This is a genomic window from Acinetobacter sp. 766875 (genome assembly GCF_000582055.1).
In the GTDB taxonomy this organism is placed as follows: Bacteria; Pseudomonadota; Gammaproteobacteria; order Pseudomonadales; family Moraxellaceae; genus Acinetobacter; species Acinetobacter nosocomialis.
In genome coordinates, this window is sequence record NZ_JEXX01000014.1 from 67,250 (window position 1) to 87,999 (window position 20,750).

Here is a 20,750-nt window from a genome sequence, read left to right on the forward strand (position 1 = left end):
AAAAAAGAGCGAAAGTCCGCTCTTTTTTTATTGAAACAATTTTATTCTTTAACAAAAGTTACTGTGCCATCAGTAAGTGATTTAACACGTGCTAATGATTCAACGCGGTAACCTTTCTCAAGCAATAAATCACGGCCAGGTTGGAATGATTTCTCAATCACAATACCAACACCTACAACCTCTGCGTTTGCTTGGTGAATTAAGTCAATCAAACCGAGTGCAGCTTGACCATTTGCCAAAAAGTCATCAATTACTAAAGCTTTATCGCTTGAGTTGATGTGTTTATTTGAAATAGCAATAGTACTTTCTGTTTGTTTAGTAAAACTAAACACTTTGGCGCGATATAAATCGTCTTTCAAAGTCAGCGATTGATATTTACGAGCAAAAATCACAGGTACACCAAGTTCTAACCCTGCCATGATTGCTGGCGCAATACCTGAAGCTTCAATGGTAATAATCTTGGTAATCCCTGCATCTTTGAAGCGAGCGGCAAATTCTTTACCAATCTGCTGCATGAGGACAGGGTCAATTTGGTGATTTAAGAAAGCGTCGACTTTCAACACTTGATCAGATAGAACGATACCTTCTGTTAAGATTTTCTGTTCTAGTGCGTGCACGGGAGAATCCTCTAGACGGATGCTTTTAAAGCAAATGCGTATTTTAAAAAGCATCCGAAAAAATGCAAGCTTTAATTCGTTTTACCGCTATAACTTGTTAATAACAAACCATAAGATGTTTTGCCATCAATATGACTTACCTTAACCGGTAAGTAGTCTAATTTAGGCGCTAGCCAGAAAATCGTACTACGATCTGGTCGGCCATGTTCTAAGACAACTTTTACAGTATCAAAAGTGCCATAAGAAGTTTTAATTTTTTCGCTGCCTTGTTTTACAAAACGGCGGTTTTCAACTTCTTTTGCATCGGCAAGAGGGTACGAAGACTTAAGTGAACCATTTTTTAAATCTTCACGCACTTGCAATTCAGCATTTAGCTCGTCAAGTACGCCAGGCTGCCAAGCAAATGTTCGTGCTTTATCATCTTTCTTGGTGCTAATTGTCTTATTGCCAGGGTTAAAATTAATATTCATAGTATTGTTATGAATTAAAATTTTACTGGTACGGCTAAAGCTTTGTGATCCGATTTTGCCATTTGCAAAACTAAATTTACTTGTTTCGCTCGCAGAAGCAATACCGCCTGCTTTTGCAGTGAATAGATAAGTCCAGTTATTGCCTTGTTGACTAAGTGCGCGTGTTGCTGAACCCATGCCTTTATTATTATAGGTAAACTGATAATTTGCCTGAAATGGGCTCATGGCAAGTGCATGGCTAGAGAAACTTGCAATAAGCAAAGTTGTCGAAATACCAGTTGCGATGCTGAATGATTTCAGAAATTTTGTTGCCATAAGTAAATATCCTTGTACAGACTGAAAGGTCAGTGCTGATGCATCTATGACTTTTGCATATTATGCCTGTTGATCATGGAGAAAAAATCAGGATTTATGCTAAATATGTAATCTCTTTGTGTTTTTTAACAATGAATTTCTTTAGCTCATACAGTTGTTATGCATCTTTTTGCTGTATTGGCGTAATTTCAGTGTCTTCAAGATCACCTTCAAAGTCATCTTCTTGGTCTCGGAAAAGTAACGCGGCAAGATTGACGTTACCAAAGACGACTAATTCTGCTTCACGTACTCGAGCATAGTTGATATGCACCTTTCCTAAAGTTTCAATAATGCTGGCTTTTTTACCGAACCAACGATTTAGGTCTAGAAAGATAAGGTCGTCTTTTTCTTGGGCTACGTTAAAACGCTCTAAAATCATGCCCAATGGATCTTTTTTTAGAATTTTGTGATAGTAAAAAATAGCAGCTTTTACAGCAATTTTTTGCCAGAAATTTTTATATTTAGCTTCTACAATTTGTGTATTACTAATTTGTTCAAATACAATAAGTTGCTGTTCTTTGTTGAATTCCATCTGTATCAATTTTAAGTCGACAGATAAAGTTGTCTCTAAACCTTTAACATGCATTGTGGCATAGAGCCTTAACCAGTCATGATAAAGGTCTGCATGTAGATCATCTAAAAACTCGACATTATTAGTCACGTAACGTTCTAAGGTCGCATTTAGAAAAGTTTGCGACAATGTAAAATCTCTTTCTTCCTCAATGAAGGCTTCAGCTTTTCGGTAGACTTTATGAAGACGTTTGACTAATGAGGAAAATAGCGTTTGCATAAAAGAACTTCCAGAAGATGAATTATTAAAGAAACAACACACTCTTTATTATGTTAAAAACAGGTTTTGATATTGCAGTGTAACAAATTTAATTGATACATTTTCACAAAATGAAAATGGATAAAAACCTATATTTGAAGTGAATCACACTTTTATCCATATTTGAATATCAGTTTGTATTTTGTTCGGTTATTAATACTCTGGGGAAAAGGCATTTATATGCTTTTAAGATTATGTTGAAAAAAAGAAGTCTTTTTATAGAGCCTTTTCATTATTGGTGGCAAGACCGAGTCTTTATTGTTGCGATAATACTCGCAATCTTATTGCATACTTTTATACTGCTCATCCATTTTGCGATGCCTGCACCATTAGAACAATCGACTAAAGAAATTGCGATATCGGTTCGTCCTACAGAAGAGATCGTTAAGCATGCAGACTTTTTAGCTCAAGCAGACCAGCAGGGTTCGGGAACTTTTCGAGCGGCTCATCGAATGTCCAGTAATTCTCCGACGCCTATGCCGACTGATGCTTCAACTGGCGAAGCTCAGTTAGACACTTTGGAAAAAGTGCAGCAACAAAGAGAACTTAAATTTGAAGAAAAAGTATTAATGACTGTGTTGAGTTGGCAGAAACAAGCAGAGGAGAGCCAAAGGAAAAAAGCACTTGAACAGTTACAGAGCCAATTTCAGGCAAAAGCCGCAATGGTCGCGAGCCTTGAAGCTCAATATTTGCAACGTCAGCAAGATTTCAGCCGCCAACAAAAAATAAAAACAGTAGATGGTATTCAAGCCAAGAAAGATGCCTCAGCAGCTTATCTAGATAAATTCCGTGAAAAAGTAGAGCTTTACGGTAACCGCTATTATCCAGAAGAAGCCAAGCAGCAACAGCTAAAAGGTGAAGTCCGCCTTATGGTAATTTTAAATGCTCAAGGGGGAATTCGTGCAATTCGTTTACTTGAAAGTTCAGGACATCCAGTTTTAGATGAGGCAGCAAAGGCATCAGTACGTCGTGGAGCACCGTTTGGTCGTTTTGATGCAAATATGAAGGATATTTCCGAGCTACGTATTGTGCGTACTTGGCGTTTTGATCCAGCTGAAGCCGAGTTTGAAGTTCATTAATGAAAAAATGTGGATAACTTTTAGGATATCCACATTTTAAAAATGAATTAAGAAGCTATTTGCGTTCTTAATGGTTTGAGAGAAATTGATTATTCCTGATAAGGATTAGCAATATTGAGTTTAGCTAAAATTTCGATCTCTAAACCTTCCATTTCTTCTGCATCTTCATCACTTATTTCATGGTCATAGCCGAGTAAGTGCAGAACACCATGTACTAAAAGATGTGCAAAATGATTTTGGGCAGTTTTCTTTTGTTCCAGAGCTTCTTGTAATACCACTGGAATACAAATCACCAAATCACCTAGTGGTAATGCATCAAGCATTGGTAGGACTTCTTCGGGAATGTCGCTTGGAAACGAGAGAACATTGGTGGGTTTATCTTTCTCACGATATTGCAAGTTAAGTTGATGGCTTTCTTCCAGATCAACACAGGCAACACCAATTTCACAGTCTTCTTTGTAGCCAACGTGGCGTAAAGTTATCTCAATAATTTTTTTGAGTTGAGCTCGTTTGAGCTCTAACTCAGGGGATTGAAAGTCTTGTTGTAAACTTAAACTGATTTTCAAAGTGAATCCTTAGGCATCCTGATGTTGCAGGTCTGCTGCTGTATCGTTTTCAGCGACTAATGCTTCTTGGCGTGCTTTACGTTCAGCGCGTGCTTCAGCATTAAGACGCTGTTGTTCACCATCCCAACCTTCATACGCTTCAACAATTTTTTGAACAAGTTGATGACGTACAACGTCGCGAGAATGGAAACGGGTAATATGAATTTCTTTAATGTTCTCAAGTACACGAAGGGCGTGTGCCAAACCGGATTGTTGGCCTCGAGGTAAATCTACTTGGGTAATGTCACCTGTAATCACTGCACGAGAGCCAAAACCTAAACGGGTCAAGAACATTTTCATTTGTTCAGGCGTAGTGTTTTGCGCTTCATCCAAAATTACAAATGAATGGTTAAGTGTACGGCCACGCATATAAGCAAGAGGTGCCACTTCAATCACTTGACGCTCGATTAACTTGGCAACTTTTTCAAAGCCAAGCATTTCGTAAAGGGCATCGTAAAGAGGACGTAGGTATGGATCAATTTTCTGGGTGAGATCACCAGGTAAGAAACCGAGCTTTTCTCCTGCTTCTACCGCAGGGCGAACAAGTAAAATCCGCTGGATTTCATTACGCTCTAACATGTCGACTGCGGCGGCAACTGCTAAATAAGTCTTACCTGTACCAGCAGGGCCTACACCAAAAGAAATATCGCTTTGTAAAATACGTTGTACATAGCGTTTTTGATTGGCACCACGTGGATTAATGCGACCTTTTCGAGTCTGGAAATAGACATCCATTGGCGCATCATGCTCTTCCATCTCTTCACCAACTAACTCGAAATTACGTTCAGTTTGTGAAGATTGAATCAAGAGATGTAATAGATCAGCACTGATTTGCTGAGACTCTTCAGTTTCTTCGTAGAGTCGTTGCAATAATGCTTCGGCTCTCCCAACAGCATCTATCTCACCATCTATGTGAAAAACATCTCCACGATGAGTAATTTTGACATCTAAACGCTGTTCGATTTGCTTAAGGTGCCCATTATAGGCACCCAAGATGCTCTTTAAACGTTCCATTGAAATTTCAGGAAATGTTACGGTACGTCGAATCGCTGCAGTCAAGAGAAAACCTTTCAGTAGACTTTAGAATACCTCTACATTACGCCACGTCAGGCTCAAGATTCAAGAGTTCACCGTAAACTAAATTTAAAGTTTTAATTTCAGTAATCTCGATCTCGGCAAAACGGCCAACCCAAGAAGCATCACCTACAAAAGTTACTAAGCGAGTATTGTCTGCTGTACCTACTAAAATATTAGGGTCTTGATCAGACACTTTCTCGATAAGTACACGTTCAATTTTGCCAAGCATTGCATCAGTTTTTTCAATACTAGATTGCTTAATGACTTGTTGAACTTGTGCTAAACGTTCTTTTTTAACATGTTCAGGAGTTGTATCTGGTAAGTCAGATGCTGGTGTGCCAGGGCGTTTTGAGTAAACAAAGCTATAAGAGTGATCGAAGTCTAAGTCTTTGATAAATTGCAATGTTTCTGCAAAGTTTTCGTCAGTTTCGCCTGGGAAACCAATAATAAAATCGCTCGATAAATGCATATCCGGGCGTATTTTACGTAACTTGGCAATCTTGTCGATGTATACATCAATGGTGTGATTTCGCTTCATTGCTTTAAGTACATCATTTGATCCACTTTGTACAGGCAAATGTAAGTGTGAAACCATTTGAGGTAAATCTTCATAACACTGAATAAGTTCATCGGAGAACTCAAGCGGGTGTGAAGTCGTATAACGTAAACGGCCAATTCCAGGAATTTCTGCAACGAGTCGTAACAATTCAGGGAAGGTGCAAATACCGCCTTCGAATGTCTCACCACGATATCCGTTTACATTTTGACCAAGTAAGCTAATTTCACGAACGCCCTTTTCAGCAAGACCCGCGATTTCTGCAAGCACATCATCAAGTGGACGAGAAACCTCTTCGCCACGAGTATATGGAACCACGCAGAAAGAGCAGTATTTAGAGCAACCTTCCATAATAGAAACGAATGCTTTGAAACCTTCTACGCGCGGTTCAGGTAAGAAGTCGAACTTTTCAATATCAGGGAATGAAATATCAACGAGCTTAATTTTTTCTTTTTTCGGCTTTTCCACTTGTGCATGATGTTGGTCAAGCATTTGTGGTAAACGGTGTAAGGTTTGTGGGCCAAAAATCATGTCGACATATGGCGCACGTTTTTGAATGTTGTCACCTTCTTGAGATGCAACACAACCACCTACACCAATCACAAGATCAGGATTTTGTTCTTTTAACTTGCGCCAACGACCTAATTCACTAAATACTTTCTCTTGTGCCTTTTCACGGATAGAGCACGTATTCATGAGCAGAATGTCTGCTTCATTAGGGTTAGTTGTTAAAACGTAACCGTGAGAATCCCCTAAAAGGTCTGCCATACGGTGACTGTCATACTCATTCATCTGACACCCTTGAGTTTCAATATATAATTTCTTTATTGAAACATCAGTGGTGTGCGTTGGCTGGGTAACAGTGTTTTCTGAGGCAGCTTTGGCACCATTGGGAATGAAGGTTTGAACCGTCATGTAGGCTCCTAACAGATCGATCTAGATAAATAATAAAATGACCCAAAACGGGTCAAACCGATCATTATAGCAGTATTTGAGCCAGACAGATAACAATAAACTGCCATAAGCTGCACATGATTTATGAAGACAAATGACATAAATTTTAATGATGTCGAATCAGATAGTTACATAACACAACAAAAGAATGTACGAAGAATAATTAAACTATGCCTAAAGGTGGATAGTCAGGGTTTAGCACATTTATGAGACCAGGTAAAAAGAGCTCATCAAACAAGAGTCGTGTGATGAAAAATAAATATGCACATCGTAGCTGGTTAGGAGCTGTGTGTTTACTTGGTTGTTCATTGTCTTATGCCGCAGAAGAACAATTTAACGATGCATTAAATGCCGCCAATAGTGGTAATACTGCTTTATTAGATCAATATCAGGCTGCAATGCAAAATGATGTGTTGGGCTATTATCCTGAATACTGGAAGTTAAACAGTAATTTAGGATTTCAATCTCCAACTTCAATTGTAAGTTTTGCCCAGCGCTATCCACAATCTGCTATGGCAGAGAAGCTTGCAGCGGATTATGTTGAAGAAAAAGTTAAACAAGCTGATTTTGTATCTGCACAGCCATTGTTACCTTATGTCTCTAACCCTGACCCAGCCGAAAATTGTGCTTTGGCACAGGTACGAGCTAAAAGTGGTGATGCATTGGTATTTGCAGAATATAAAGATGTTTGGTTAGCCACTGAATCACAACCAGACTCTTGTGTTGGGCTAGGCCGTATGATGCTTACCAGTCCATTAATGAGTAACCAAGATAAGCAACAGCGTCTGTGGGTACAGCTACGTTCAGGCTTATCAGGACAAGCTCTTGCAACTGCTCAAAGTCTTGGAATGAATCTTTCTTTGGCTCAGCTCAACCAGATTCAGGCGAATCCTCTTAATTATTTATGGACCGCTCCAAAGACCAACGATGTAGATTATGCCTATTTGATTTTCGCATTAGGTCGTTTAGCGAATAATGATTTAGGTAATGCTTTTGCAAATGTACAGCGTGTAGCGCAAGGTACTCCAGAGAGCGTGCAAAAGTATCTTTATCGAACCGTGGCTTATATCGGTGGCACGACGGTGATGAAAAATAACTTTAACCGTGAAGTACTTCAATATTTTGATGCCAGCTATGGTTATCCGCTAAGTCCTGAAGAAGCTGAAATTTATGCACGACAAGCTATTCGCTTTAGCGCATGGGAAAGCTTAATTCGTGCGATTGATAGCATGTCAGTTTCCCAGAAACAAGAAGATCGCTGGCAATATTGGTTAGCCCGTGCGACAGAACAACGTGGCGATAGTAACTCTAAAAACACGGCACAGCGTATTTATAAAAAATTAGCTGAAAGTGGAGATGATTATCACAATCTTCTTGCAAAAGACCGTTTAGGTGTACGTTATAACCATCAGCCATATAACGACGAGCCGACTGCAAGCGATTTACGCCGTCTAGATCAAAATATTCACTTTAATCGTGCATTTACTTTAAGACGTATTAACGCAAATCCAACGTATACCAACCGTGAGTGGAACTGGGCAGTCCGTCAAGCATATCTTCAGCATGACGATGGATTATTATTGGCTGCGGCAAAACGTGCTCACGATATGGGATGGTATGATCGTGCAATTTACGCAGCAGATCGTACAACGAATAAACATAATGATACGTATCGTTATGTGACTCCGCATAAGACTAATGTCGTAAGTCATAGTTACAATGCTGGAATTGATCCTGCGTGGGCTTATGGTTTAATGCGTCAAGAAAGTCGGTTTGTTACCTCGGCACGTTCTCATGTAGGAGCTGGTGGCCTTATGCAAATTATGCCTGATACAGCAAAGTTGATTGCTCGTCAGATGGGGGAGACATATAATCCGGCGGCGTTAAGTGAAATGAATACCAATATTCGTTATGGAACATTTTATTTATCAATGATTCAAGGGCAGTTAAGCAATAACCCTGTTTTAGCGACAGCAGGCTATAATGCTGGCCCAAATCGTGCAAGACGTTGGCAACCCGATTACCAACCGATTGAAGCTGATCAATATACAGAAACCATTCCATTGCTTGAGACTAGAGATTATGTCAAGCATGTCATGACAAATGCGACCCATTATGGAGTGGTGTTGGGGCAAGGCGCTCAGTCGCTAATACAGCGTATGAAAGTCATTCCAATGCGATCATCACCTTAATTTTAGATGATGAATGATGGAACATTCTTTTAATTGGCATAACCAAATTTTAATTAAATGAAATATAGATATCTAGGGCTTCATCCAATATCGCAACTTGCATGGTGGCTCATCTGTGCAAGCATTGGATTGATGAGTTCTGTTTTACATGCGGAACCTGTAAACGTGCAAGGTTATGTCATGCATGTTCAGATGACGCCTGCTGTCTGTTCGCTAGATCCTTCTAAACAGAAGCAGCGTAAATGTCTTGAAGGGTACTCACTCACAATTACGGGTTTAATGCCTGAAACAACTAGAACGGACTGTTCAACTGAAAGTTCTGCCACCCTTTCGCCCTTGCAAGCTAAAGTCGTTGCTCGAGTGATGCCAGACAACAACGCTCGTGTGCAACTTTGGAAGAGTGTGGGTGGCTGTGTACCTATGAACGCCAGTCAGTATTTCCGTACAATTATTAACTTCGCTGAACGATTAAAAATACCTGCCAATTTAACCAGTTCTAGTAATGTAGAAATGCAACAATCTACATTACGTCAACAATTTACAAAGCTTAACCCGAGTTTGCCACAAAATGGCATTCGTTTTTCCTGTCAACTTTCACGTTCCGATGTTGTACTTACTGAAGTTAAAGTTTGCTACACAGTAAATGGCCAATATAAGCAATGTTCAAATCATGTAGTCTCTAATTGCCCAAGTGAAATTACAATTAAAGGTAGCTATTAAGAGTAGCTACCATTTCACAGAAAAATGCTCACCATACATTGAATCTATTTGTAAAGGTTAATTTGTATTTTCTATCAGACTTTTGGTGAAAATGAGTCGCTTTTACATGCATCTGCAACTTCTTTAGAGTACAATCTTTGCCGTTTATGATGATTTGGTTAAGTAGAATCGCTATTTAGCCCGATTAAGGACACTCATTGGAGACAATTACATGAAGCAACCCGTTCGTGTTGCCGTGACTGGCGCTGCAGGTCAAATTGGTTACAGCTTATTATTCCGTATCGCAAGCGGTGAAATGTTAGGTAAAGATCAACCTGTTATTTTACAATTGCTTGAAGTTCCAGTTGAAAAAGCACAACAAGCGCTTAAAGGCGTAATGATGGAACTTGATGACTGTGCTTTCCCTTTATTGGCTGGCATGATCGGGACTGATGATCCTAAAGTTGCATTTAAAGATGCTGACTATGCATTATTAGTTGGTTCTCGCCCACGTGGTCCTGGTATGGAACGTGCTGACTTGTTAAAAGTTAACGGTGAAATCTTCATTGGCCAAGGTCAAGCATTAAACGAAGTTGCTAGCCGTGACGTTAAAGTATTAGTTGTAGGTAACCCTGCAAATACAAACGCTTACATCGCAATGAAATCTGCTCCAGATCTTCCAGCGAAAAACTTCACAGCAATGTTACGTCTTGACCACAACCGTGCATTGACTCAAGTTGCTCAAAAAGCTGGTGTTGCAGTTGCTGACATCGAAAAATTAACAGTTTGGGGTAACCACTCTCCAACAATGTATGCTGACTACCGTTTTGCTACTGCAAATGGTGAAAGCTTAAAAGACAAGATCAACGATCCAGCTTGGAACAAAGACGTATTCCTTCCAACTGTTGGTAAGCGTGGTGCTGCGATTATCGAAGCACGTGGTTTGTCTTCTGCTGCTTCTGCTGCTAACGCTGCAATCGACCATATGCGTGATTGGGCACTTGGTACAAACGGCAAATGGGTAACTATGGGTATTCCATCTGATGGTTCTTATGGTATTCCTGAAGGCGTTATGTTCGGTTTCCCTGTAACAACTGAAAACGGTGAATACAAAATCGTTCAAGGTTTAGAAATCGATGAATTCAGCCGTGAGCGTATCAACTTCACTCTAAACGAGCTTGAAGAAGAACGTGCAGCAATTGCTGATATGCTAAAATAATTCATTAGTTAAATGAATTGGAAAAGCACTCTCTTGTAGGGTGCTTTTTTATATTTGAAATTTAATAAGAACACACAAAAAACAACAAGAAAATATAGACCTAGATATACAACTAACATCTATTGTTGCTAGATTATTGAAAAGAAGCCATGGGAGAATAACAATGTTTGAACAGCAACCGACATTACAACTTTTATTCGAGCAATTGGGTTTAGATGCTGATGACGTGAGTATTGAAAATTTTATAAAAACGCATCAGTTACCCGCTGAGCAGAAGTTACATGAAGCATCTTTTTGGTCCCAAGGTCAAAGTGATTTCCTAAAAAGCCATTGGGAAAAAGATGATGAGTGGATTGTCGTCATTGATGAACTTAATGAGCAGCTACACGAAGATAGTGTAAAAAAATAACCAAATAAAAAGGCCTGTTTATAAATAACAGGCCTTTTAAAATTCACACTTTAGTGGGTTTTGAATTTTAATAATTCTTTATACCATGGCTCATGGCGTATTGGATGAAATACCGGATGTTCATGAACCAACTCAAGATCACATTGAGCAGTTGATAAATATTTTGTAAGCCAATGTCGGGTAAGAGCTGGTTTTTCCTGCGCTGCCGAAGCATAAGCCAAGAAAAAGTATATATCACTATGGTGATGGTGAGCTAAGGGCTTTAAAATTTGCTGTGCAATGAGCGCAAAGCGTTTTTCTTTATTTAGCTCAAAATAAATCATATACGCTTTAGCTAAATGAAGAGATAAATTCAAATACAAACGCATCGGCATTTCATCGTATTCCATACGAGCTTGCTCAAGCAAAACAATAGCTTCTTGCAAAAAATGAATTTGCTCTTGACGAACACGGCTTAATACAACGAGCTGCATACGTAAATCTGCACGTTCCAAAGCAAGTTCGGGCGTATTCTCAGTTAAATAGAGTTGGTCTGTTTCACCAATTCTGCTCACAATCATTTTTGTTTCAATAGACATACGCCTTCGCCCTTTTTAATCAATAGCTCTTATATCGGGTTTATTTAAGAAATTTAAAGAGCACTTATCTAACCCCAAATCGAGTTTCCACTACGAAGCCAAGCTGTAATTGATAAACGCTGCTGTTTAGAAACTAAAACTTCATGAAGCAAATTACTTTGGAAAATAACTAGGCGATTAGGTTCTGGCGTAATAATGTGCCAAATATCATTTTTGTCCTGCAAGCGTAATTGTCCTCCCCAATCATCCTGCCATTCAGGATGTAAATAATAAACAGTAGAAATAATACGATCATTTTTTTGTTGAGGATTATCTCGATGTAATGCATAAAATTCACCTGCGTTATAACAGGCAAAATGCGCTTCAACCTCTTTAATTCCTAAAAAGAAAGCTTGATTTAGATGTTGGCAAAATGAAGTTAGGGTTTCGACATGTTGTTCGGCAATAGGAAGTGACTCATTAATCCATAAAATATGATCGCTTCGAATAGTACTCACTACACCATTTTGAATCCCTGCTTCACGGAACTCATCAAAGTGATGACTACACTCTGTGGCAACTTGAGCTAGATACTCAGTAGAATAGGCATGGTTTACAATTGCAAAACCATGTGCATTTAAGTCATCTAAAATCTGGTTCAGATTCCAACTGTCAGGAAGTGGTCGAGAGCGCATATAACCTCATATCGATCGTAAGAAAATCAAGCAGCCTTATTTTAGATGATCACAACCTTACGAAAGAATATTTTTTTCATGTTAAACTATTCGTTGAATTGAGGAATTAAAGTCAACATGAATTACCGTCACCATTTCCATGCGGGCAACTTTGCAGATGTTATGAAGCATGTGCTTTTGCTACAGCTTCTCAACCGTTTAAATGCTAAAGATAAACCTTATCGTTATATCGATACGCATGGAGGGGCAGGAAAATATGATCTATCTCAAGCACCTGCACAAAAGTCAGGAGAATTCCTAACGGGTATTCATCGTCTTGTACAGCTTTCTGAAATGGAAAAGCGTCAAGCTCCTGAAGCAATCCAGCAATACTTAAAACTCGTAGAAGAATTACGTACTGAAGAAGGTAAAGGTAGCTATCCAGGTTCTCCTTGGTTTGCTTTGCAAGATATGCGTGAAATCGACAAAGCGACTATATTTGAAATGCAGCGTGATGTTTTTCAGCAATTACGTCATAACATTCGCGATAAACGTGCAGGTTTACATGAGCGTGATGCATATGAAGGCTTGCTCGGTGTAATTCCACCGAAAGAAAAGCGTGGTCTGGTTATGATTGACCCGCCTTACGAATTAGAACGTAAAGACTTTCCACAATTGGTTGAACTCTTACAAAGCGCTTATAAGAAATGGCCAACAGGTGTCTTTGCAGTTTGGTATCCAATTAAAGACCGCGCAATGATTGAACGTTTTGAAAAGAAAATGTTCAAAACTGGAATTCGCCGTCAATTAATTTGTGAAATTTGTGTATGGCCAGATGACACACCTGTAGGACTGAATGGTTGTGGTTTATTGGTAATTAACCCACCTTGGCAGTTTTCTGAGCAAGCAGACCAAGCCCTACAATGGTTATTTCCTCACTTACGTATGCAAGAAACAGGTGGTCACGCTGCTGTTCGCTGGTTAGTGGGTGAGTAATAATTAATCTAAATCAATGCACATGTTTGGAATAGAAAATAATGACAAATGCGCCTAAACCAGAGCAAGATTTAACTCATAATGAACATTCTTTTGATGGGATTACGTTCGAAGTGGTTGAAGAAGAAGATAATCCGGAAGGACAAAAAGTGAAGCGCCGAGGTATTTATCTTTGGCCTAACTTAATCACGACAGCCGCTTTGTTGTCTGGTTTCTATTCCATTATTGCAAGTATGAATGGCGAATTTACACAAGCGATCTATGCCATTTTTCTTGCTGCTTTGTTCGATGGATTAGATGGACGTGTTGCCCGAGCTATTGGTGCTCAAAGTGCTTTTGGTGAGCAATATGATTCTTTATCTGATTTGTTAGCATTTGGTGTGGCGCCAGCAATGCTGATGTATAGCTGGAGTCTCCATGATTTAGGTCGCATCGGCTTAGCATGCTGTTTTGTTTATACGGCTTGTGCAGCATTCCGTTTGGCGCGTTTTAATGTTCAAATTGGAGTAGTTGATAAACGCTATTTTATTGGTATTGCAAGTCCATTAGCTGCAATTATCATTATTTCGCTTGTATGGGTGGCTCGTGATTATCCGTTTATTTTCGATTTGCGTGATATTGCGATTCAGGTCATTAATGCGGTAATCATGGTTGTTGTTGGTTTACTTATGATTTCCAATATTAAATATTATTCATTTAAGCAAATGGACCGCAAACGTGTTCCTTTTGTAGTTATGTTGCCGGTAGTACTGATTTTTGCAGCAATCACTTATAATATCCCAATGGGTATTCTGATTGTTTCAATCATCTATGCTCTATCAGGTTTTGTTACCACACTTTTAGCTAAAAAAAATAACGAGACTATCAAAACATAAATTAGATGAGGTTCAGTATGCCGAAGTTGATGAGTCCAATAAATCAATTACAGCAACTGAGCCTCAACTCAAATGAGGGTGTTGTTTATCAACCCGCTAGAGGCTTCTTTAAAGTTGTCTATCAAGGCTTAATCCTTCCAAATTTACCGGCCCCACTTCGTTATTTTAATTATATTAGTCTAATCGGGCAGCCTAGAATTCCACTTTGCTATAACGCAAACAGTATTGTGACTTCAGCAATTGATACAGCAACAGTACTGGTTAGTAACAGCCTGCACAGTGTAGGTCACTTAAAAACCTATTCTATTCGAAGACAATGTCAACTTACTCCTAATAGTTACCAATTTGATAAAACAGATCTTATTGAATGGCAAATTCCAAGAGTTCAGCTTACACGAACAGATTCTGAAATGAGTTGTGACTTAGTTGTCCAAACACCTTCTGATATTTCCAATTCTTCAGCACTACAGTGGGGAATATCTGACTACTGGTCTGTTTTATGTCATTGTGAAGGAGAGATTTTATATAAAGGGCAGAAATATGAAGTCAATGGATTAGGACGTTTTAAACATGCTCGGGCCTTGCATTTACCTTTCTTATCTTTATGTTTTTATACCTGCCAGATTATTAATTTAAATGAAACAACACAAATCACACTTTCTCAAATAAGAAATCAATGGAATATTATTCTGTTTTCACGTTTAGATATTCAAGAGCTAGGAAAGCCTGCTGTCACATTTACGGAAGATGTTAATTTCCATATCCATCGGGTTTATCCAAAGGTTGAAACACCACATGGACGTGAAATGTATTTACCTCGAGAGTTTTCTTGGCAATGTAAAAAAAATGGAAAAGTAATTTTCGAACTCTATGCAGAAAGTCGTGGTGATTACAAATTTGGATTCGCTGCTGGATATATTGGAAGTTTCCGTTACCAGTTAAGCTGGAATGATCAATGCCTTCAAGGAGAAGGTGGATATTGTGAATATATCGATTGCCGTCCATTAAGATGGCAAGAGAAGAATCAAGATGAGAAAATCCTAGATAAATTGATGCTTTTACAACCATGTTTATATAAAAAATGAATATTTTTATCATTTTTGATCAAAAAGCGAACTGTCGTTGCGCTAATATTAAAAAAGGTATTGCAAAGGTAAGTTAATGGTCTATAATGCACATCCATCGGCGGTGATGCAGATAGAAACTTGTTGAAAAACAGTTACTTGAGATTAAGTTGGTTGCTTTAAGTGATGAATTTGATGTTAAGTTGGTTTGAGAGATAAGTTTTAAAAATATCGAAATTACCTGTTGACTTTTAAGAGATTAAGAGTAATATAGCCGACCTAGCTTGCTGGTGACGAACCAGGAAGAAGATCATTAAGAGAATTGAAGAACAACTTGTGTGGATTTTTACTGATTGATTAATCGAAATAATTTTCATTGATTGATTGGTTTAAATTACTCGAAGTTTATTTGAGCGAAATTTAAGTCAGTAATTGATGAGCCAGAATTGGCACCTTGTCTATAAATAAGGTGCAAAATGATTTTAACTGAAGAGTTTGATCATGGCTCAGATTGAACGCTGGCGGCAGGCTTAACACATGCAAGTCGAGCGGGGGAAGGTAGCTTGCTACTGGACCTAGCGGCGGACGGGTGAGTAATGCTTAGGAATCTGCCTATTAGTGGGGGACAACATCTCGAAAGGGATGCTAATACCGCATACGTCCTACGGGAGAAAGCAGGGGATCTTCGGACCTTGCGCTAATAGATGAGCCTAAGTCGGATTAGCTAGTTGGTGGGGTAAAGGCCTACCAAGGCGACGATCTGTAGCGGGTCTGAGAGGATGATCCGCCACACTGGGACTGAGACACGGCCCAGACTCCTACGGGAGGCAGCAGTGGGGAATATTGGACAATGGGCGCAAGCCTGATCCAGCCATGCCGCGTGTGTGAAGAAGGCCTTATGGTTGTAAAGCACTTTAAGCGAGGAGGAGGCTACTTTAGATAATACCTAGAGATAGTGGACGTTACTCGCAGAATAAGCACCGGCTAACTCTGTGCCAGCAGCCGCGGTAATACAGAGGGTGCAAGCGTTAATCGGATTTACTGGGCGTAAAGCGCGCGTAGGCGGCTAATTAAGTCAAATGTGAAATCCCCGAGCTTAACTTGGGAATTGCATTCGATACTGGTTAGCTAGAGTGTGGGAGAGGATGGTAGAATTCCAGGTGTAGCGGTGAAATGCGTAGAGATCTGGAGGAATACCGATGGCGAAGGCAGCCATCTGGCCTAACACTGACGCTGAGGTGCGAAAGCATGGGGAGCAAACAGGATTAGATACCCTGGTAGTCCATGCCGTAAACGATGTCTACTAGCCGTTGGGGCCTTTGAGGCTTTAGTGGCGCAGCTAACGCGATAAGTAGACCGCCTGGGGAGTACGGTCGCAAGACTAAAACTCAAATGAATTGACGGGGGCCCGCACAAGCGGTGGAGCATGTGGTTTAATTCGATGCAACGCGAAGAACCTTACCTGGCCTTGACATAGTAAGAACTTTCCAGAGATGGATTGGTGCCTTCGGGAACTTACATACAGGTGCTGCATGGCTGTCGTCAGCTCGTGTCGTGAGATGTTGGGTTAAGTCCCGCAACGAGCGCAACCCTTTTCCTTATTTGCCAGCGAGTAATGTCGGGAACTTTAAGGATACTGCCAGTGACAAACTGGAGGAAGGCGGGGACGACGTCAAGTCATCATGGCCCTTACGGCCAGGGCTACACACGTGCTACAATGGTCGGTACAAAGGGTTGCTACACAGCGATGTGATGCTAATCTCAAAAAGCCGATCGTAGTCCGGATTGGAGTCTGCAACTCGACTCCATGAAGTCGGAATCGCTAGTAATCGCGGATCAGAATGCCGCGGTGAATACGTTCCCGGGCCTTGTACACACCGCCCGTCACACCATGGGAGTTTGTTGCACCAGAAGTAGCTAGCCTAACTGCAAAGAGGGCGGTTACCACGGTGTGGCCGATGACTGGGGTGAAGTCGTAACAAGGTAGCCGTAGGGGAACCTGCGGCTGGATCACCTCCTTAACGAAAGATTGACGATTGGTAAGAATCCACAACAAGTTGTTCTTCATAGATGTATCTGAGGGTCTGTAGCTCAGTTGGTTAGAGCACACGCTTGATAAGCGTGGGGTCACAAGTTCAAGTCTTGTCAGACCCACCATGACTTTGACTGGTTAAAGTTATAGATAAAAGATACATGACTGATGATGTAAGCTGGGGACTTAGCTTAGTTGGTAGAGCGCCTGCTTTGCACGCAGGAGGTCAGGAGTTCGACTCTCCTAGTCTCCACCAGAACTTAAGATAAGTTCGGATTACAGAAATTAGTAAATAGAGATTTCGGTCTTGGTTTATTAACTTCTGTGATTTAAGTATCACGGTATTAAGCATGACCTGACGAAGGCGTGTTTATTCATTAACAGATTGGCAAAATTGAGTCTGAAATAAATTGTTCACTCAAGAGTTTAGATTAAGCAATTAATCTGAATGAATTGAGAACTAGCAAATTAACTGAATCAAGCGTTTTGGTATATGAATTTAGATTGAAGCTGTACAGTGTTTAAATACACAGTGCTCTAAACTGAAATGTTGAAGTTACTAACTTGTAGGTAACGTCGACTGTTTGGGGTTGTATAGTCAAGTAATTAAGTGCATGTGGTGGATGCCTTGGCAGTCAGAGGCGATGAAAGACGTGATAGCCTGCGAAAAGCTCCGGGGAGGCGGCAAATATCCTTTGATCCGGAGATGTCTGAATGGGGGAACCCACCTACTTTAAGGTAGGTATTGCAACATGAATACATAGTGTTGCAAGGCGAACGAGGGGAAGTGAAACATCTCAGTACCCTTAGGAAAAGAAATCAATTGAGATTCCCTCAGTAGCGGCGAGCGAACGGGGATCAGCCCATTAAGTTATGTGTGTTTTAGTGGAACGCTCTGGGAAGTGCGAACGTAGAGGGTGATATTCCCGTACACGAAAGGGCACACATAATGATGACGAGTAGGGCGAGGCACGTGAAACCTTGTCTGAATATGGGGGGACCATCCTCCAAGGCTAAATACTCCTGACTGACCGATAGTGAACCAGTACCGTGAGGGAAAGGCGAAAAGAACCCCTGTGAGGGGAGTGAAATAGATCCTGAAACCGCATGCATACAAGCAGTGGGAGCACCTTCGTGGTGTGACTGCGTACCTTTTGTATAATGGGTCAGCGACTTATATTCAGTAGCGAGGTTAACCGTATAGGGGAGCCGTAGAGAAATCGAGTCTTAATAGGGCGTTTAGTTGCTGGGTATAGACCCGAAACCAGGCGATCTATCCATGAGCAGGTTGAAGGTTGGGTAACACTAACTGGAGGACCGAACCCACTGTCGTTGAAAAGCCAGGGGATGACTTGTGGATAGGGGTGAAAGGCTAATCAAGCCTGGTGATAGCTGGTTCTCCCCGAAAGCTATTTAGGTAGCGCCTCGGACGAATACCATAGGGGGTAGAGCACTGTTTCGGCTAGGGGGTCATCCCGACTTACCAAACCGATGCAAACTCCGAATACCTATGAGTACTATCCGGGAGACAGACTGCGGGTGCTAACGTCCGTAGTCAAGAGGAAAACAATCCAGACCGCCAGCTAAGGCCCCAAAATCATAGTTAAGTGGGAAACGATGTGGGAAGGCATAGACAGCTAGGAGGTTGGCTTAGAAGCAGCCACCCTTTAAAGAAAGCGTAATAGCTCACTAGTCGAGTCGGCCTGCGCGGAAGATGTAACGGGGCTAAAACTATGTGCCGAAGCTGCGGATTTGACATTAGTCAAGTGGTAGGGGAGCGTTCTGTAAGCCGATGAAGGTGTATTGAGAAGTATGCTGGAGGTATCAGAAGTGCGAATGCTGACGTGAGTAACGACAAAACGGGTGAAAAACCCGTTCGCCGAAAGACCAAGGGTTCCAGTCCAACGTTAATCGGGGCTGGGTGAGTCGACCCCTAAGGCGAGGCCGAAAGGCGTAGTCGATGGGAAATTGGTTAATATTCCAATACTTCTGTGTAATGCGATGAGAGGACGGAGAAGGTTAAGTCAGCCTGGCGTTGGTTGTCCAGGTGGAAGGATGTAGGTATGTATCTTAGGCAAATCCGGGGTACTCTATACTGAGATCCGATAGCAAGCTGTACTTGTACAGCGAAGTGGCTGATACCATGCTTCCAGGAAAAGTCTCTAAGCTTCAGTTACACAGGAATCGTACCCGAAACCGACACAGGTGGTCAGGTCGAGTAGACCAAGGCGCTTGAGAGAACTCTGCTGAAGGAACTAGGCAAAATGGTACCGTAACTTCGGGAGAAGGTACGCTGTTGTTGGTGATGGAACTTGCTTCCTGAGCTGATGACAGCCGCAGAAACCAGGCCGCTGCAACTGTTTATTAAAAACATAGCACTCTGCAAACACGAAAGTGGACGTATAGGGTGTGATGCCTGCCCGGTGCTGGAAGGTTAATTGATGGGGTTAGCGTAAGCGAAGCTCTTGATCGAAGCCCCAGTAAACGGCGGCCGTAACTATAACGGTCCTAAGGTAGCGAAATTCCTTGTCGGGTAAGTTCCGACCTGCACGAATGGCATAATGATGGCGGCGCTGTCTCCAGCAGAGGCTCAGTGAAATCGAAATCGCTGTGAAGATGCAGTGTACCCGCGGCTAGACGGAAAGACCCCGTGAACCTTTACTGCAGCTTGACACTGAACTTTGACCTTACTTGTGTAGGATAGGTGGGAGGCTTTGAAGTTGGAACGCTAGTTCCAATGGAGCCGTCCTTGAAATACCACCCTGGTAATGTTGAGGTTCTAACTCTGTCCCGTTATCCGGGACGAGGACCGTGTCTGGTGGGTAGTTTGACTGGGGCGGTCTCCTCCTAAAGAGTAACGGAGGAGTACGAAGGTGCGCTCAGCGTGGTCGGAAATCACGCGTAGAGTATAAAGGCAAAAGCGCGCTTAACTGCGAGACCCACAAGTCGAGCAGGTACGAAAGTAGGTCTTAGTGATCCGGTGGTTCTGTATGGAAGGGCCATCGCTCAACGGATAAAAGGTACTCTGGGGATAACAGGCTGATACCGCCCAAGAGTTCATATCGACGGCGGTGTTTGGCACCTCGATGTCGGCTCATCTCATCCTGGGGCTGAAGCAGGTCCCAAGGGTATGGCTGTTCGCCATTTAAAGAGGTACGCGAGCTGGGTTTAGAACGTCGTGAGACAGTTCGGTCCCTATCTACCGTGGGCGCTGGAAATTTGAGAGGATCTGCTCCTAGTACGAGAGGACCAGAGTGGACGAACCTCTGGTGTACCGGTTGTGACGCCAGTCGCATCGCCGGGTAGCTATGTTCGGAAGGGATAACCGCTGAAAGCATCTAAGCGGGAAGCCTACCTCAAGATAAGATTTCCCTAGGAATTTATTCCTCTAAAGAGCCGTTCGAGACTAGGACGTTGATAGGTTGGATGTGGAAGCATAGTGATATGTGAAGCTGACCAATACTAATTGCTCGTGAGGCTTGACTATACAAC

The 20,750-nt window shown here is 41.4% G+C and carries 15 protein-coding genes, 2 tRNA genes, 2 rRNA genes and 1 pseudogene; 12 read left to right on the forward strand and 8 right to left on the reverse strand.

Annotated elements, in window-relative coordinates; all coding sequences use genetic code 11:
* Positions 1-41: 41 nt before the first annotated feature.
* The 3 genes from J576_RS12775 to J576_RS12785 all read right to left on the reverse strand — a co-directional run bounded on the left by J576_RS12775 (position 42) and on the right by J576_RS12785 (position 2,231).
* Positions 42-617: a xanthine phosphoribosyltransferase gene (locus J576_RS12775; protein WP_002050789.1), complete on the reverse strand. Its 576-nt coding sequence runs from the start codon at positions 615-617 to the stop codon at positions 42-44.
* Positions 618-688: 71 nt separating this feature from the next.
* Positions 689-1,402: a DUF3108 domain-containing protein gene (locus tag J576_RS12780; protein ID WP_002050776.1), complete on the reverse strand. Its 714-nt coding sequence runs from the start codon at positions 1,400-1,402 to the stop codon at positions 689-691.
* 157 nt (positions 1,403-1,559) lie between these two features.
* A complete protein-coding gene (locus J576_RS12785) occupies positions 1,560-2,231 on the reverse strand; it encodes a hypothetical protein (protein WP_002050771.1) in 672 nt (223 codons plus the stop codon).
* A gap of 233 nt (positions 2,232-2,464) precedes the next feature.
* Between J576_RS12785 and J576_RS12790 the strand changes: the two genes are divergently transcribed.
* Complete coding sequence (locus J576_RS12790; protein ID WP_025467872.1) at positions 2,465-3,349, forward strand: energy transducer TonB; 885 nt, start codon at positions 2,465-2,467, stop codon at positions 3,347-3,349.
* An 89-nt stretch (positions 3,350-3,438) separates the two neighbouring features.
* Here J576_RS12790 and ybeY read toward each other — a convergent pair whose 3' ends face one another.
* Genes ybeY through miaB form a run of 3 tightly spaced genes read right to left on the reverse strand, consistent with a single transcriptional unit; the run spans position 3,439 to position 6,502 of the window.
* On the reverse strand, positions 3,439-3,915 hold the full coding sequence (gene ybeY, locus J576_RS12795) for an rRNA maturation RNase YbeY (RefSeq protein ID WP_002050749.1): 477 nt from the start codon (positions 3,913-3,915) through the stop codon (positions 3,439-3,441).
* A gap of 9 nt (positions 3,916-3,924) precedes the next feature.
* Positions 3,925-5,013 carry a PhoH family protein gene (locus J576_RS12800; protein ID WP_002050786.1) on the reverse strand — a complete coding sequence of 363 codons (1,089 nt, stop codon included), beginning with the start codon at positions 5,011-5,013 and terminating at the stop codon, positions 3,925-3,927.
* Positions 5,014-5,050: 37 nt separating this feature from the next.
* Positions 5,051-6,502, reverse strand: coding sequence for a tRNA (N6-isopentenyl adenosine(37)-C2)-methylthiotransferase MiaB (miaB, locus tag J576_RS12805; RefSeq protein ID WP_002050781.1), 1,452 nt, complete (start codon positions 6,500-6,502; stop codon positions 5,051-5,053).
* A gap of 287 nt (positions 6,503-6,789) precedes the next feature.
* Between miaB and J576_RS12810 the strand changes: the two genes are divergently transcribed.
* From J576_RS12810 to J576_RS12825, 4 genes are all read left to right on the forward strand, one after another.
* Positions 6,790-8,733 (forward strand): lytic transglycosylase domain-containing protein, encoded by a 1,944-nt coding sequence (locus tag J576_RS12810; protein WP_002050761.1) that lies wholly within the window; start codon positions 6,790-6,792, stop codon positions 8,731-8,733.
* 57 nt (positions 8,734-8,790) lie between these two features.
* On the forward strand, positions 8,791-9,453 hold the full coding sequence (locus tag J576_RS12815) for a ribonuclease T2 family protein (RefSeq protein WP_004711857.1): 663 nt from the start codon (positions 8,791-8,793) through the stop codon (positions 9,451-9,453).
* 211 nt (positions 9,454-9,664) lie between these two features.
* The gene (locus tag J576_RS12820; RefSeq protein ID WP_002050778.1) at positions 9,665-10,651 is read left to right on the forward strand and encodes a malate dehydrogenase; all 987 of its coding nucleotides are present in this window, start codon (positions 9,665-9,667) and stop codon (positions 10,649-10,651) included.
* A 163-nt stretch (positions 10,652-10,814) separates the two neighbouring features.
* Positions 10,815-11,060, forward strand: coding sequence for a DUF2789 family protein (locus J576_RS12825; RefSeq protein ID WP_002050753.1), 246 nt, complete (start codon positions 10,815-10,817; stop codon positions 11,058-11,060).
* Positions 11,061-11,110: 50 nt separating this feature from the next.
* Here J576_RS12825 and J576_RS12830 read toward each other — a convergent pair whose 3' ends face one another.
* Both J576_RS12830 and J576_RS12835 read right to left on the reverse strand, forming a co-directional pair.
* Positions 11,111-11,638: a hypothetical protein gene (locus J576_RS12830; RefSeq protein ID WP_002050748.1), complete on the reverse strand. Its 528-nt coding sequence runs from the start codon at positions 11,636-11,638 to the stop codon at positions 11,111-11,113.
* 68 nt (positions 11,639-11,706) lie between these two features.
* The gene (locus tag J576_RS12835; protein ID WP_002050740.1) at positions 11,707-12,312 is read right to left on the reverse strand and encodes a 2OG-Fe(II) oxygenase; all 606 of its coding nucleotides are present in this window, start codon (positions 12,310-12,312) and stop codon (positions 11,707-11,709) included.
* A gap of 117 nt (positions 12,313-12,429) precedes the next feature.
* Between J576_RS12835 and J576_RS12840 the strand changes: the two genes are divergently transcribed.
* From J576_RS12840 to J576_RS12870, 7 genes and pseudogenes are all read left to right on the forward strand, one after another.
* Positions 12,430-13,287, forward strand: coding sequence for a 23S rRNA (adenine(2030)-N(6))-methyltransferase RlmJ (locus J576_RS12840; RefSeq protein ID WP_002050741.1), 858 nt, complete (start codon positions 12,430-12,432; stop codon positions 13,285-13,287).
* 41 nt (positions 13,288-13,328) lie between these two features.
* Complete coding sequence (pssA, locus tag J576_RS12845) at positions 13,329-14,162, forward strand: CDP-diacylglycerol--serine O-phosphatidyltransferase (protein ID WP_002050746.1); 834 nt, start codon at positions 13,329-13,331, stop codon at positions 14,160-14,162.
* Positions 14,163-14,179: 17 nt separating this feature from the next.
* Positions 14,180-15,266 (forward strand): annotated as a pseudogene (locus tag J576_RS12850) (DUF6670 family protein).
* Between the two features lie 443 nt (positions 15,267-15,709).
* Positions 15,710-17,247, forward strand: a 16S ribosomal RNA gene (locus tag J576_RS12855).
* Between the two features lie 59 nt (positions 17,248-17,306).
* A tRNA-Ile gene (locus tag J576_RS12860) sits at positions 17,307-17,383 on the forward strand.
* A 55-nt stretch (positions 17,384-17,438) separates the two neighbouring features.
* Positions 17,439-17,514, forward strand: a tRNA-Ala gene (locus J576_RS12865).
* A 340-nt stretch (positions 17,515-17,854) separates the two neighbouring features.
* Positions 17,855-20,745 (forward strand): 23S ribosomal RNA (locus J576_RS12870).
* The 16S and 23S rRNA genes sit together here with 2 tRNA genes alongside, the layout of an rRNA operon.
* Positions 20,746-20,750: the final 5 nt, after the last annotated feature.

Coding starts and splice junctions, on each gene's coding strand:
- J576_RS12780 (WP_002050776.1), bottom strand. CDS start 1,402: ATGGCAACAAAATTTCTGAAATCATTCAGCATCGCAACTGGTATTTCG.
- J576_RS12785 (WP_002050771.1), bottom strand. CDS start 2,231: ATGCAAACGCTATTTTCCTCATTAGTCAAACGTCTTCATAAAGTCTAC.
- J576_RS12790 (WP_025467872.1), top strand. CDS start 2,465: ATGTTGAAAAAAAGAAGTCTTTTTATAGAGCCTTTTCATTATTGGTGG.
- miaB (WP_002050781.1), bottom strand. CDS start 6,502: ATGACGGTTCAAACCTTCATTCCCAATGGTGCCAAAGCTGCCTCAGAA.
- J576_RS12810 (WP_002050761.1), top strand. CDS start 6,790: ATGAAAAATAAATATGCACATCGTAGCTGGTTAGGAGCTGTGTGTTTA.
- J576_RS12815 (WP_004711857.1), top strand. CDS start 8,791: ATGAAATATAGATATCTAGGGCTTCATCCAATATCGCAACTTGCATGG.
- J576_RS12820 (WP_002050778.1), top strand. CDS start 9,665: ATGAAGCAACCCGTTCGTGTTGCCGTGACTGGCGCTGCAGGTCAAATT.
- J576_RS12825 (WP_002050753.1), top strand. CDS start 10,815: ATGTTTGAACAGCAACCGACATTACAACTTTTATTCGAGCAATTGGGT.
- J576_RS12830 (WP_002050748.1), bottom strand. CDS start 11,638: ATGTCTATTGAAACAAAAATGATTGTGAGCAGAATTGGTGAAACAGAC.
- J576_RS12835 (WP_002050740.1), bottom strand. CDS start 12,312: ATGCGCTCTCGACCACTTCCTGACAGTTGGAATCTGAACCAGATTTTA.
- J576_RS12840 (WP_002050741.1), top strand. CDS start 12,430: ATGAATTACCGTCACCATTTCCATGCGGGCAACTTTGCAGATGTTATG.
- pssA (WP_002050746.1), top strand. CDS start 13,329: ATGACAAATGCGCCTAAACCAGAGCAAGATTTAACTCATAATGAACAT.